Source organism: Nocardioides sp. SRI_004 (genome assembly GCF_057586415.1).
In genome coordinates this window covers 12,587-24,988 of record NZ_JBYCZV010000025.1, presented here as the reverse complement: position 1 = coordinate 24,988, position 12,402 = coordinate 12,587, and the positions used below count along the sequence as shown (strand labels likewise).

Annotated in this window: 13 protein-coding genes; 10 read left to right on the top strand and 3 right to left on the bottom strand. The window is 73.2% G+C overall.

The features are described from left to right. Positions 1-43: 43 nt before the first annotated feature. From AC2YHB_RS24050 to AC2YHB_RS24025, 6 genes are all read left to right on the top strand, one after another. A complete protein-coding gene (locus tag AC2YHB_RS24050; protein WP_036548765.1) occupies positions 44-529 on the top strand; it encodes a nitroreductase family deazaflavin-dependent oxidoreductase in 486 nt (161 codons plus the stop codon). Between the two features lie 7 nt (positions 530-536). Continuing rightward, positions 537-968: a nuclear transport factor 2 family protein gene (locus AC2YHB_RS24045; RefSeq protein WP_036548763.1), complete on the top strand. Its 432-nt coding sequence runs from the start codon at positions 537-539 to the stop codon at positions 966-968. An 85-nt stretch (positions 969-1,053) separates the two neighbouring features. Beyond that, entirely contained in the window at positions 1,054-1,566 is a 513-nt protein-coding gene (locus AC2YHB_RS24040) for a SigE family RNA polymerase sigma factor (RefSeq protein ID WP_487354752.1), read from the top strand. Further along, positions 1,563-2,513: a hypothetical protein gene (locus AC2YHB_RS24035; RefSeq protein WP_487354751.1), complete on the top strand. Its 951-nt coding sequence runs from the start codon at positions 1,563-1,565 to the stop codon at positions 2,511-2,513. The genes AC2YHB_RS24040 and AC2YHB_RS24035 overlap by 4 nt, the downstream gene beginning before the upstream one ends. Positions 2,514-2,583: 70 nt before the next feature. Continuing rightward, positions 2,584-3,195, top strand: coding sequence for a hypothetical protein (locus AC2YHB_RS24030; RefSeq protein ID WP_487354750.1), 612 nt, complete (start codon positions 2,584-2,586; stop codon positions 3,193-3,195). A gap of 84 nt (positions 3,196-3,279) precedes the next feature. Continuing rightward, positions 3,280-4,815: a LuxR C-terminal-related transcriptional regulator gene (locus AC2YHB_RS24025; RefSeq protein ID WP_487354749.1), complete on the top strand. Its 1,536-nt coding sequence runs from the start codon at positions 3,280-3,282 to the stop codon at positions 4,813-4,815. 60 nt (positions 4,816-4,875) lie between these two features. Here the strand turns inward: AC2YHB_RS24025 and AC2YHB_RS24020 are convergent, their stop codons facing one another. Next, the gene (locus AC2YHB_RS24020) at positions 4,876-5,430 is read right to left on the bottom strand and encodes a hypothetical protein (protein WP_036548750.1); all 555 of its coding nucleotides are present in this window, start codon (positions 5,428-5,430) and stop codon (positions 4,876-4,878) included. A 98-nt stretch (positions 5,431-5,528) separates the two neighbouring features. Beyond that, positions 5,529-7,085, bottom strand: a complete 1,557-nt coding sequence (locus AC2YHB_RS24015; RefSeq protein ID WP_487354748.1) for a LuxR C-terminal-related transcriptional regulator — start codon at positions 7,083-7,085, stop codon at positions 5,529-5,531. Between the two features lie 237 nt (positions 7,086-7,322). Between AC2YHB_RS24015 and dnaK the strand changes: the two genes are divergently transcribed. From dnaK to AC2YHB_RS23995, 4 genes are read left to right on the top strand one after another with little or no spacing between them, the layout of a single operon-like run. Then, complete coding sequence (gene dnaK / locus AC2YHB_RS24010; protein WP_487354747.1) at positions 7,323-9,182, top strand: molecular chaperone DnaK; 1,860 nt, start codon at positions 7,323-7,325, stop codon at positions 9,180-9,182. Further along, positions 9,179-9,748, top strand: a complete 570-nt coding sequence (gene grpE, locus AC2YHB_RS24005) for a nucleotide exchange factor GrpE (RefSeq protein WP_487354746.1) — start codon at positions 9,179-9,181, stop codon at positions 9,746-9,748. The genes dnaK and grpE overlap by 4 nt, the downstream gene beginning before the upstream one ends. Before the next feature lie 40 nt (positions 9,749-9,788). Continuing rightward, entirely contained in the window at positions 9,789-10,979 is a 1,191-nt protein-coding gene (dnaJ, locus tag AC2YHB_RS24000) for a molecular chaperone DnaJ (RefSeq protein WP_036548741.1), read from the top strand. Continuing rightward, the gene (locus tag AC2YHB_RS23995) at positions 10,979-11,413 is read left to right on the top strand and encodes a heat shock protein transcriptional repressor HspR (protein WP_179648136.1); all 435 of its coding nucleotides are present in this window, start codon (positions 10,979-10,981) and stop codon (positions 11,411-11,413) included. The genes dnaJ and AC2YHB_RS23995 overlap by 1 nt, the downstream gene beginning before the upstream one ends. Positions 11,414-11,586: 173 nt before the next feature. Here the strand turns inward: AC2YHB_RS23995 and AC2YHB_RS23990 are convergent, their stop codons facing one another. Then, a complete protein-coding gene (locus AC2YHB_RS23990; RefSeq protein WP_179648135.1) occupies positions 11,587-12,375 on the bottom strand; it encodes a DUF6230 family protein in 789 nt (262 codons plus the stop codon). Positions 12,376-12,402 lie beyond the last annotated feature (27 nt).

The following is a 12,402-nucleotide window of genomic DNA, read 5'->3' as shown; positions in this document are numbered from 1 at the left end:
CCCACACTAGAACGTGTTCTAGATCTGTGCCAGAGTGAGTCCCATGGCAGCGACCAAGCCGAAGCCCGACGGCCTCGACAAGCCGATCGTCGCGAAGATCATCAAGTACGGCGCCCGGGCCAACGTCGCGGTCTACCGGCTCACCAACGGACGGATCGGCGCGAAGTGGCGGATCGGCGCGGGCTGGCGCAAGCCGGTCCCCGTCCTGCTGCTCGACCACGTGGGCCGCAGGAGCGGCACCCGGTTCACCACCCCGCTGCTCTACCTCGCCGACGGCGAGGACCTCGTGGTCGTCGCCTCGCAGGGCGGCCTGCCGAAGAACCCGCAGTGGTTCCACAACCTCGTCGCGAGCCCGGACACGACGGTCGCGGTGCCGCGCGAGCGCAGCCGGGCCGTGCGTGCGCGGGTCGCCGCGCCCGACGAGCGCGCCGCGCTGTGGCCCCGGCTCGTCGACCTCTACGCCGACTTCGACAACTACCAGGCGTGGACCGACCGGGAGATCCCGGTCGTCGTCCTCGAACCCCGCTAGGAGCCCCGTGGACCTGCAGGAGCTGAGCGACCGCGCGGAGATCGCCGACGCGATCACCCGCTACACCCTCGCCGTCGACGAGGGCGACTTCGACCGTCTCGACACCGTCTTCACTCCCGACGCGCACATCGACTACACCGAGAGCGGCGGCGTCGCCGACGCGTACCCGGTGGTGAAGGCGTGGCTCGCCGAGGCGCTCCCGGGCTTCTCGACGCACCGCATCCACATGCTCGGGCAGCTCGCCTTCGACTTCGCCGACTCGCGTGACGAGGCCGCCGTGACGGCGTACTTCCACAACCCGATGCGCATCGCCGACGGCCGCGGCGGCGAGCGCGTCGTCGAGGTCGGCGGCCTGTACCAGCACACGTTCGTGCGCACCGACGCCGGCTGGCGCTCGCGCAGGCTGCACGAGAAGGTCGTCTGGACGCGCGGCTTCTGAGGAATCCGGCGGCGACGTGCAACCAGATCGCCGCCGGCCGCCTCGTTCATAGTGGAAGGCAATCCACCGACGAGCGAGGACCGCGATGGCCGGGCACCGCAGGACACCGGAGTTCACGGCATGGGCCGAGCAGGCCCAGCCCCGGCTCCACCGCCAGGCGGTGCTGCTGACGGGTGACGTCGAGGCGGCGCGGGACCTGGTCCAGGGCACGCTGGTGCGGCTCTACCTGGCCTGGCCCCGCGTCGAGACCCCCGGTGCGTACGCACATCGCACGATGGTCCGGGCGTTCCTCGAGAGCCGCCGCAAGGTACGACGCGAGGCGGACCTGCACCGGATCCACGACCCCGGCACGGCCGAGCGTGACCCCGCGCAGGTGCTGACCGTCCGGGCCGCGCTGGCCGAGCTCCCGCCGCAGATGAGGGCGGCCGTCGTCCTCCGCTACTGGGAGGACCTCAGCGTCGAGCAGGCCGCTGCGGCGCTCGGATGCAGCCCGGGAACGGTGAAGTCCAACGCCAGCCGCGGCCTCGACAAGCTGCGCGCGGCGCTCGGTGATGCCTTCTCCGAACGAGTGACCACCCCTGCTGAGGAGCAACCATGAGCATCTCCGTCAACGACCTCCGCAGCCGCCTCGAGCGCGAGCTGGACGAGCTCGGGCCCGCCCCCGACGTGCTGCCGGTGGCGACCTCGCTCGGCGCGAGCCGGTTGCGCCGGCGCCGTGCCCTGGCGGGAACGACGCTCGGCCTGGCCGCGGTGGTCGGGGCCGTCGTCACCGTCGGCGTCCTCGGTGGCGCCGACCCGGCCGCCGAGCGCCGTGGCAGCGTCGCCACCGACCCGAGCTCCCCGGCCCGCGTGCCCGACCCGCTGGCCGACGGCAGGGTCACGCAGGCCGAGTGGGACGAGACCGTCCGCGCGACCCTCGCCTCGGTGCTGCCGGCACGGTACGGCGGCGTCAGCGTGCTGCCCCGGGCCGCGCAGGTCGTGCAGTACTGGGGCACCGACGGCGGCGACCCGCGGCTGCAGCTCGACGTCCATGTCTCCGGCTGGTCGCGTTCCGAGGACCCCGCGCGCCGTGAGCGGGAGAAGGGGTGCGCCGGACTGCAGCGTGCGCGGGAGCTGCACGACTGTGCGGAGGCCACCTTCGGTGACGGGTGGCTCGCGGTCGCCACCGTCGACCTCCTCCCGCCGGGCAACGGCGGGAGCCTCGCCGAGGGGGAGCGGCTCACCCTGCCGCCGCACGACCCGGAGAACCCGCCGGACGACTGGTCCTGGGGCACGGTGCTGACGGTCATGAACGACGGGGTCCAGGTCGAGGTCGGCGTCTCCGAGCTCGGCTGGGACGGCGTCGAGGACAACGACCCGCCCGGGATCAGCGTCGACGAGCTGGTCGCCCTCGCCCAGGAGCCGGCCTTCCAGGACCTGCTCGAGGCGGGGGTGCGGTGGTGGTACGACGAGCCCGCCCCCGAGCCGTACGTCGACCCGGCCACCGGCGAGGAGGTGCCGCCCCTCACCGGGGAGGACCAGCAGGTGCCGCCGTTCCTCCCGTGACGAGACCTCCGGCGATCGCCCGTGGGCACGCAGTTTGGCTCGGTTGTCGCCGTCACGGACAATGGGCCGCGTGAGCCAGCCGAACGAGCCCCACGCCGACCGCCCCGTGCTCAACGGGCTGGTGGCGCTGGTCGCCGTCGGCCTGGGCGTCGGCCTGATCCTCGCCCTGGCCGCCCTCGTCGGCACCAAGGTGCTCGGCTTCGGCGGCGGCGACAGCTCGGCGGGCGGCGGCTCGTCGGCCCACGACTCGATGTACCTGCCGACCCCGGCCGAGACCGACGGCGCCAGCGGGCCGCTCATCACGCTGCACACCGAGGACCCCGAGACGGAGTCGACCGCGACCTCCGACGCGACCGAGGAGCCGGAGGAGAGCGAGACCACCGAGGCCACGGACACCGCGTCCCCCGGAGCCGGCGAGATCTCGCTGCAGGCGGTCGACACCACGGTCAGCTCCGGCGAGCGGATCTACTTCAGCGGCGTCTACCCCGGCGGTGAGGGCGCCATCCTGTGGCTCCAGCGGTGGCAGGACGGCGCGTGGGCGGACTTCCCGGCCAGCGTCGGGGTCACCAACGGCACCTTCTCCAGCTACATCTTCACCGGCGTCAGCGGCCTCAACCGGTTCCGCGTCATCGACCGCGACGACGGCACCGTCAGCAACGAGATCCGCGTCACCGTCGGCTGAGCCCCGACCGGTGGATCGAGGCTGACCGGTCGACCGGCGTTTCCTCCGGTTGGCAGCTCGCCGGCCCGGCGGGGACGATGGACCATGGGCGAGCAGCCGGCGGTCTCCGACCTCGAGCTCGACCTGTGGGTGCGGATCCAGGCGGGCGACTTCGACGGCGCCTTCGCCCTCGCCACGCGCCTGCTCACGATCAGTACCGACCGGGTGCAGTGCGGCCGGGTCGAGGCCGCGATCGGGCTGATGATGCAGCGCACCGGGCTGATGGCCGACTCGCGCGACCAGTTCGTGCGGGCGCTCACCCTGGTCGGGCAGTCCGGTCCCGACCGCGCGCTCGTGCTGGCGGTCGCCTCGCTGTCGAGCGTCCTGTCCGGCTCGCTCGACCGGGCCGAGGCGGAGGCGAGCGAGGCCGTCGTACTCGCTGAGCAGCACGGGATCGACTTCGCCGTGCGCCAGTCCCGCACCACGCTCGCCGCGGTGCACCTGGGCCGCGGCCGGCTCGCGGAGGCGCTCGCGTGCGCCGAGGCCGCGGCGTCGTACGACGACGACGGGATCGGCCAGGCGGAGTACCGCTCCACGGCGCACGTCCTGCTGGCGATGGCGCTCGCGGAGCTCGACCGCATGGACGAGGCGCACGCCGCGATCGCGGAGGGCGTGCGGATCGCGCTCGAGGAGGGCGACACCGGCCAGCTCGCGTGGTACCTCGCGTCCCAGGCGATGCTCCACTTCATCGACGGCGGCTGGGAGGCCGCCCGCGACGAGGCGCGCCGCTCGCTCGAGCGCGCCGAGGCCACCGGCGCGCTCGCCGCCCGGCCGCTCGCGTGGGGGATCGCGGCCTGCATCGAGGGCCTGCGCGGCAACGTCGGCGACGCCCGGGTGCTGATCGCGCGCGCCCGCTCGCACCGGCTCGGCCCCGGCGGCGGCCTGGGGGAGGAGTGGGTCGCGCTGGCGGTCGCCGCGACGAGCGCGGACGACGACGAGCGCTACGACGCGTTGTGCGAGGCGTGGTTCCGGTTGCGGGGGATGCCCAGCTTCCTCGCCTGGAAGGTCTTCGCCCACCCGCTCGTCGCCCTCGCCGTGCAGCGCGGGGACCGGGCCCTGGCCGAGGCGGTGAGCGCCCGGGTCGGCGCGGTGGCGGAGGCCGCTGGCACGGCGAGCGCCCGGGCCACGGCCCTGTGCTGCGCGGCCGCGCTCTCCGGCTCGGCGGCCGGACTCGACGAGGGGCTGGCGCTGCTGCGGACCGCCGGCCGGCCGCTGCCGCTCGCCTTCGGGTGCGTCGCCGCGGCCCGCACCGCCCCCGACCCGGTACGACGGATGGCGGCCCTCCGGGAGGCGTCGGCCGTGTTCCACCGCTTGGGCGCCACCACGTGGAGCGCGGAGGTGGCTCGTGACCTGGTGCGGGTCTCCAGCGAGCCCGCGGCGGCACCGGCCCGGTCGGGTCCGTGGCACCTGCTGACGCCCGGCGAGCAGCGGGTGGTGCGCCTCGCGGTCGAGGGCCTGACCAACCAGCTGATCGCCGAGCGGCTGGGCGTCTCGCCGCGGACCGTGCAGGCCCAGCTCGCGTCCGCCTGCCGCAAGTGCGACGTCACCGGGCGGGTCCAGCTCGCGGGCCTGTTCGCGTAGGGCAGGCCGCGGCTCTCCCGCCCGGTGACGTGGACCGGGCCGAGGGGTGGTGGGTGACGCTCAGTGCAGCAGCTCCTGGACCGGGTGCTGGCCGGTGGCGGGGCCGGCGATCCACTCGAAGGCCGAGCGCAGCCGCGACGGCCGCGGCGCCGCGACCGGCGTCGGGACACCGTCCAGGATCTGCGCGACCTCGTGCGAGGCCGCCGCGCCCGACGTACCCGGGGTGGCGATGCCGACGGCGCACGCGAGCCGGAGGTACTCGCGCTCCACCAGTGCCGCACCGAGCGGGCCGCGGGTGGTGTGCAGGATCAGCGGGTAGAGCGCGGGCTCGCGCCGCATCGCCGCCCGGTGGGCCTCGCGCAGCGTCTCGACGCTGTCGTTCTCCTCGCCGACCTCGAGCGCGAAGTCCACGCACCCCCCGATGAGGGTCGTCCAGTGCTGCACCAGCGCCCGCACGAGGTCGTCGCGGTCGGGGAAGGCCGCGTGCAGCTCCGGGTCCCCCTCGTCGATCCGGCCGGTGTCGATGACCCGGCGCAGGACCGCGTGGCGGCGGTGGATCTCCTGCCAGCGCTGCTGGGTCCCGGAGTGGGTGACGGGGGAGGTGGATCGCTTCATCAGGAGCTCCTGCGGTGGTGTGGATGGACCCGAGAACCGATGCGAGGAGCGTCCCGCGCGCGGCCGGTCGCCGGCATCCGCCGACTGGCGGAGAAATCTCAGTCCAGGCCGTGCTGGTGCAGCAGCGCGGACAGCTGGACCCGCGAGGAGATCCGCAGCTTGGCGTAGATGTGCGACGTGTGGGTCTGCACGGTGCGCGGTGACACGAACAGCGCCGCGCCGATCTGGGGGTTCGACATCCCCTTCGCCACCAGCACCGCCACGTCGCGCTCCGTGGGGGTCAGCAGCTCCCAGCCGGGGGCGACGGCGGGGCGAGCCGGCGCCGGCGGCTCGCCGGCGAGCTGCGCCATCCGCTGACCGGCGTAGGCGAGCCAGGGCGTGGCCCGCAGGCCGTGGAACGCGTCGGCCGACTCGCGCAGCACGGCCCGGGCGTGGTCGTCGTACCCGGCGGCGTGGAGGAGCAGCGCCGCCTCGAGGCAGGCGGAGGCGAACGCGAACGGCCGTCCCGACGTCCGCAGCGCCTCGATCGCCGCCAGCGCCGCCTCGGCGTCACCGTCCACCGTCGCCCGGCAGCGCAGCGCCGCACCGCGCGCCGACGGCACGTCGCCGGCGAGCTCGGCCCCCGTCTCGGCGGCCCCCACCACGTCCGCCGCGAGCGCGCGGTCGCCGCGGCGCACGGCGTGGTGCACGACGGCCGGGGCGAGCGCCCGCCAACTCAGGAAGTACGGCGTCCGGCGGGTGTGCAGCCAGCCCTCGACCAGTGCCTCGTACGCCGCCGCCGCGTCCTCGGCCATCGCGGCCCGGGCCATGGCCAGCCACTCCTCGCCCGGCAGGCCGACCGCGATCAGGGTGCCCTCGTGGGGTGCCACGAGGTGCCCGGCGACGGCGACATTGCCGCGGATGGCCTCGACCAGGCCGACGATGCCGCGCGCGAGCGGCCGGGCGATGAGGGTGCCGGTGCGCTCGGCGGCCTCCAGCGCCGCGCGGGTGTCCGCCGTCGCCGCGTCCCACTCGCCGGAGAGGAAGCGGGCGAGCCCCCGCATGCAGTGGAACCAGGTGAGCTGGCCGGCCGCACCCGCGGCGGCGGCGCGGGTGAGCCCCTCGGTGAAGGCGGCCTCGGCCTCCGCGAAGCGGTCCAGCTCGACGAGCGCGACGCCGAGGTAGAGGTGGGACATCGGTGCGCCGCCGCTGCTCTCGCGCTCGCCCGCCTGCAGCCGCACGCCCTCGCGGGTCAGGCGCAGCGCGGTCGTCGTGCGGCCCTCGGCGAGGGCGACGGCCGCCAGGGTGTTGAGCGCCTCGCACGCCGCGAACCGGTTGGCGTGGCGCTCGCCGAGGCGCCGCGCGGACTCGGCCCCGCTCGCCGCGCCGGCCAGGTCGCCGAGCAGGAACCGCGAGCCGGCCTCGTCGGCGACGTACGACGCCTGCACGCGGGGCTCGCTCCGGGTGAGCTCGGCCGCGCGGGCGAAGCGGTCGCGCGACTCGGCGATGCGACCGACCCGCTGCAGCACCAGGCCGAGCGCCGCGTGCACCTCGGCCCGGTCGGCCGGGTCCTCGAGCGAGGAGAGCAGCAGCTGGGCGTCGGTGGCGGCGTTGAGCTCTCCCCGACTGATCCGGTCCCACATGGCATGGCTGCGGGACACCTGTTCCGGGCTCATGGCCGCCCCCCTCGCGAGGGTCAGGTGGCACCCCCGGCCCTCCGATCGTAGGTCGACCGGGTGGTGGCCGACATGATCAGAAAGGAGGGTCGGGCGGTCGTCGGAGAAAGTCGGCGGAGGCTGGAACAACCCGGCGTACCCCTCCGTTGTGCCCTGTGTCAGACTTGAGTCCATCCGGCTCAACTAACTTGAATCCCGAGCTGAACACCAGCACCACAGACAACGGAGGAAATACACATGGCACGAGCTGTCGGCATCGACCTCGGTACGACGAACAGCGTCGTCGCGGTCCTCGAGGGCGGCGAGCCCACGGTCATCGCCAACGCGGAGGGAGCGCGGACCACCCCGTCCGTCGTCGCCTTCGCGAAGAGCGGTGAGGTGCTCGTCGGCGAGGTCGCGAAGCGCCAGGCGGTCACCAACGTCGACCGCACCATCCGGTCCGTCAAGCGCCACATGGGCACCGACTGGACCCAGCACATCGGCGACCCGGTGGACAAGGACTTCACGCCGCAGCAGATCTCGGCGTTCATCCTGCAGAAGCTGAAGCGCGACGCGGAGGCCTACCTCGGCGAGACGGTCACCAACGCGGTGATCACCGTCCCGGCGTACTTCTCCGACGCCCAGCGCCAGGCCACCAAGGAGGCCGGCGAGATCGCGGGCCTCAAGGTCGACCGCATCGTCAACGAGCCCACCGCCGCCGCGCTGGCCTACGGCCTCGACAAGGGCGACGACCAGACGATCCTCGTCTACGACCTCGGTGGCGGCACGTTCGACGTGTCCCTCCTCGAGATCGGCGAGGGCGTCGTCGAAGTGAAGGCCACCAGCGGTGACAACCACCTCGGTGGTGACGACTGGGACAACGCGATCGTCGAGTGGATGGTCAAGAAGTTCAAGGACGCCAACGGCGTCGACCTCTCCCAGGACAAGATCGCCGCCCAGCGCCTCCAGGAGGCCGCGGAGAAGGCCAAGATCGAGCTGTCGTCGTCCAGCGACACCACGATCCACCTGCCCTACATCACCCACGGCGAGAACGGCCCGCTGCACTTCGAGGAGCGGCTGACCCGCTCCGAGTTCCAGCGGCTCACGGCCGACCTGCTCGAGCGCACCAAGGCGCCCTTCCAGAACGTCCTCAAGGACGGCGGCGTCGCGGTCTCCGCGATCGACCACGTCGTCCTCGTCGGCGGCTCGACCCGCATGCCCGCGGTGACCGACCTGGTCAAGGAGCTGCTCGGCGGCAAGGAGCCCAACAAGGGCGTCAACCCGGACGAGGTCGTCGCCGTCGGCGCCGCCCTGCAGGCCGGTGTCCTCGCCGGTGAGGTCAAGGACGTGCTGCTCCTCGACGTCACCCCGCTCAGCCTCGGCATCGAGACCAAGGGCGGCGTGATGACCACCCTCATCGAGCGCAACACCACCATCCCCACGAAGCGGTCCGAGATCTTCACGACCGCCGACGACAACCAGCCGTCGGTCGAGATCAAGGTCGCCCAGGGCGAGCGCCAGATGTGGTCGCAGAACCAGCCGCTCGGCAACTTCGAGCTGACCGGCCTCCCGCCGGCCCCGCGCGGCGTGCCGAAGATCGAGGTCACCTTCGACATCGACGCCAACGGCATCGTCCACGTCTCCGCCAAGGACCAGGCGTCCGGCCGCGAGCAGTCGATGACCATCTCCGGCGGCAGCGCGCTGTCGAAGGACGACATCGACCGCATGGTCAAGGAGGCCGAGCAGTACGCCGAGGAGGACGCCAAGCGTCGCGAGGCCGTCGAGGTCCGCAACCAGGGCGACCAGCTCGTCTACACGACCGAGAAGTTCCTCGCCGACAACGGCGACAAGATCCCGGACGACGTCAAGGCCGAGGTCACCACGGACGTCGAGGCGCTCAAGGGTGCCCTCGAGAACGCCGAGACCGACGCGGAGACGCTGAGCGCCGCCATCTCCAAGCTGGGTGAGTCCAGCCAGAAGATGGGTGCCGCGATGTACGCCGCCGCCGAGGCCGACTCGGCCGCCGCGGGTGGCACGACCGGCGCCACCGGCGAGGCCGACGACGACGTCGTCGAGGCCGAGATCGTCGACGAGGACACCGAGGGCGACGCCAAGTGACCGAGGAGAACCTCAACCCGGAGGAGGGGGAGCTGCAGGAGTCTGCAGCTCCCTCGCCCGAGGGCGACGAGGCCCCGGCGGCCGAGGCTGCCGAGGGCGCCGCGAGCCCCGAGGTCCCGGAGGCCGAGGCCGACGAGCTGACGGTCACGAAGATGGAGCTCGAGGAGCGGACCCTCGACCTGCAGCGCCTGCAGGCGGAGTTCCTCAACTACAAGCGCCGTGTCGACCGGGACCGTGAGCTGATCCGCGAGAACGCGACGTACGCCGCGCTCACGCCGATCATCGACGTCCTCGACACCATCGACCGGGCCCGCGAGCACGAGCCGCTCGAGGGCGGCTTCAAGGCCACGGCCGAGCAGCTCGAGCGCGTCGTCGCCGGGCTCGGCCTGGTCAAGTTCGGCGAGGTCGGCGACCCGTTCGACCCGACCGTCCACGAGGCGCTCTCGCACATCGGCACCGACGCCGAGGTCGAGGTGACCACCTGCAAGGTGATCGCCAAGGCCGGCTACAAGATCGGCGACCGGGTCGTGCGGGCAGCGCAGGTCCTGGTGGTCGACCCGGCTTGACGACCCACGACGACACGACTGAACGGAAGGGAGGTGCGCGATGAGTGACGACGGCATCCGGTCCGACTGGGCCACGAAGGACTTCTACAAGGAGCTCGGCGTCGCGAAGACCGCGTCGCAGGACGACATCAAGAAGGCCTACCGCAAGCTCGCGCGTGCCAACCACCCGGACTCGCACCCCGACGACACCGCCAAGCACGAGAAGTTCAAGGCGGTGGCGGAGGCCTACGACGTCATCGGCGACGCCGACAAGCGCAAGAAGTACGACGAGGCGCGCGAGCTCTTCAGCCGCGGCGGCTTCCCGGCGGGCGGCGGCTACGGCGGCGGGTTCGGTGGCAGCGTCAACGTCGAGGACCTGCTCCGCGACCGCGCCGGGGGCGGCGGTGGTGGCTTCGGCGACCTCTTCGGCGACCTGTTCGGCGGCGGCTTCTCCGCCGGCCGGCGGGCGCCGCGTCCCTCGCGCGGGGCCGACCTGGAGACGACCGCGACGATCGGCTTCACCGAGGCGCTCGAGGGCGTCACGGTGTCGCTGCGGATCAGCTCCGAGGGTGCCTGCCCGACCTGCCACGGCACCGGCGGCAAGCCCGGCACCAAGCCGCACGCCTGCCCGGTGTGCGAGGGCACCGGCTTCGTCACGGCCTCCGTCGGCGGCGCGTTCTCGATGAACGAGACCTGCCCCGCCTGCGGCGGACGCCAGCTCGTCTACGACGACCCGTGCCCGACCTGCCACGGCAGCGGCCTGGGCCAGGCGACCCGCACGATCCAGGCCCGGATCCCCGCCGGGGTGAAGGACGGCCAGCGGATCCGCCTGCGCGGCAAGGGCGCCCCCGGCGACAACGGTGGGCCGGCCGGTGACCTCTACGTCACCGTGAAGGTCACCCAGCACCGGGTCTTCGGGCGCAAGGGCGACCACCTGACCGTCGACGTACCCGTGTCCTTCGCCGAGCTCGCGCTCGGCGCGGAGATCAAGGTGCCGACGATGGGCGGTGCCCCGGTCACGCTGCGCATCCCGGCCGGCACCCCCAACGGGCGCACCTTCCGGGTGCGCGGCAAGGGTGCCGCGAAGGCCGACGGCTCGCGCGGCGACCTGCTCGCGACCGTCGAGGTCCAGGTGCCGGCGACGCTCGACGCCGACGCCAAGGCCGCCCTCGAGGCGTACGCCGCCGCCACGGCGTCGGCCAGCAGCTCGCTGCGGGCCGGCCTGTTCGAGTCCCGGGCCCAGGAGTCCTGATGGCCACGCGACGGCCGCCGCAGCCCACCCCGCCTGCTCCCGACGACGCTGTCTTCGTGATCAGCGTCGCCGCACAGCTCAGCGGGCTGCACCCGCAGACGCTGCGCACCTACGAGCGGGTCGGCCTGATCACCCCGGGCCGCACGGGCGGCGGCGGCCGGCGCTACTCCTACCGCGACATCGAGCGACTGCGCGAGATCGCGGAGCTGACCGCGGCCGGCATCGGCATCGAGGGCGTCAAGCGGATCCTCGACCTCGAGAACGCCGTCGCGGCGCTCCGCTCCCGCAACGCCGAGCTGGTCGCCGAGCTCGAGGCAGCTCACGAGGCGCTGCGCCAGGCGGTCGCCGCCCGCCCCGCCCCGCCCACCCGCCTGCCCGCCCTCCCGCAACCCCCCTCCGGCCAGTCGATCGTCGTCTGGCGCCGCGGCACCTGATCTCCCGCGAAGTGTGAGGTTTTCTCCGCCGAAGTGGCGCAAGTTCTCCATCGAGGTGTGACACCGTCTCCAGCGCGCAGCGGAGAGAGTCACACACCTCGGCGGAGAAACCCTCACACTTCGGCGGAGAAACCCTCACACTTCGCGCGCCTACGAGGCCAGCCCGCGGGCGGCTACTTCGGGTAGGTGCCCTGGCGGGCCTCGGTCCAGCAGGAGCGGTCGTCGATGCCGTCGGGGGTCGTGTTCGGGGTGCCGTTGGCGTTGAAGCCGATGTCGTCCTTGAACGGGTAGACCCGGATGGTGAGGTTCGGCAGGGTGATGTTGCCGGTGACCTGGGCCTGCCAGAGCTGACCGTAGACATGGGTGAGCGCGCCGCGGGTCGCGTCGATCCCGGTGAAGCCCTGGCCGTTGACGTGGCCGCCGTTGCCCGTGCCGGAGTAGGCCTGCGGGCCGGTCGTGCCGGGGCCGAAGAAGCCGCCGTCGTACGTCTGCGGGACGCCGAACGGGTTCGCCTCGTACGGCGCCGCGCCGGGCGTCGTCGTCAGGTCGGTCGTGGCCTGGCCGATCTGCGTGCTGCCCTGCAGGTTGATGCCCGCCCCGCGCAGCGAGGTGACGTCGAGCGCGGCGTTCGCCGCCTTCGTCTCCGGCCCGGCGCCGCCGTCGCCGGCGGTCAGCTTGACCGTGTACCTGATGTTGCCGACCACGGTCTCCGTCTTCGACACGCACAGCCCGTTGAGGCTGGCGGTCGCGAACCCGGCGCGCAGCAGGTTCTTCCACTGGCCGTTGCCGAGCCGGACCGGCGCCATCCCGAAGGCCGCGTCGTCGGCGGTCAGTTGTGACGTCGAGAAGGTCGCGTTGCCGTCCTGGATCACGAGGGTCGTGTCGAAGCCGAGCGCCTGCTGCCAGGTCAGTGTCGCGAGGGCGCCGAGCGCCGCGAGCCCGGTGCCGAGTACGACGGACATCCGCCCCCACCGCGTCCCTCCGTGGAC

Bases quoted from the DNA above. Each gene is read 5' to 3' on its own strand.
- AC2YHB_RS23995 (WP_179648136.1), top strand. From the start codon at position 10,979: ATGGCCACGCGACGGCCGCCGCAGCCCACCCCGCCTGCTCCCGACGAC.
- AC2YHB_RS24035 (WP_487354751.1), top strand. From the start codon at position 1,563: ATGAGCATCTCCGTCAACGACCTCCGCAGCCGCCTCGAGCGCGAGCTG.
- dnaK (WP_487354747.1), top strand. From the start codon at position 7,323: ATGGCACGAGCTGTCGGCATCGACCTCGGTACGACGAACAGCGTCGTC.
- AC2YHB_RS24025 (WP_487354749.1), top strand. From the start codon at position 3,280: ATGGGCGAGCAGCCGGCGGTCTCCGACCTCGAGCTCGACCTGTGGGTG.
- AC2YHB_RS24015 (WP_487354748.1), bottom strand. From the start codon at position 7,085: ATGAGCCCGGAACAGGTGTCCCGCAGCCATGCCATGTGGGACCGGATC.
- AC2YHB_RS24040 (WP_487354752.1), top strand. From the start codon at position 1,054: ATGGCCGGGCACCGCAGGACACCGGAGTTCACGGCATGGGCCGAGCAG.
- AC2YHB_RS24020 (WP_036548750.1), bottom strand. From the start codon at position 5,430: ATGAAGCGATCCACCTCCCCCGTCACCCACTCCGGGACCCAGCAGCGC.
- AC2YHB_RS24050 (WP_036548765.1), top strand. From the start codon at position 44: ATGGCAGCGACCAAGCCGAAGCCCGACGGCCTCGACAAGCCGATCGTC.
- AC2YHB_RS23990 (WP_179648135.1), bottom strand. From the start codon at position 12,375: ATGTCCGTCGTACTCGGCACCGGGCTCGCGGCGCTCGGCGCCCTCGCG.
- dnaJ (WP_036548741.1), top strand. From the start codon at position 9,789: ATGAGTGACGACGGCATCCGGTCCGACTGGGCCACGAAGGACTTCTAC.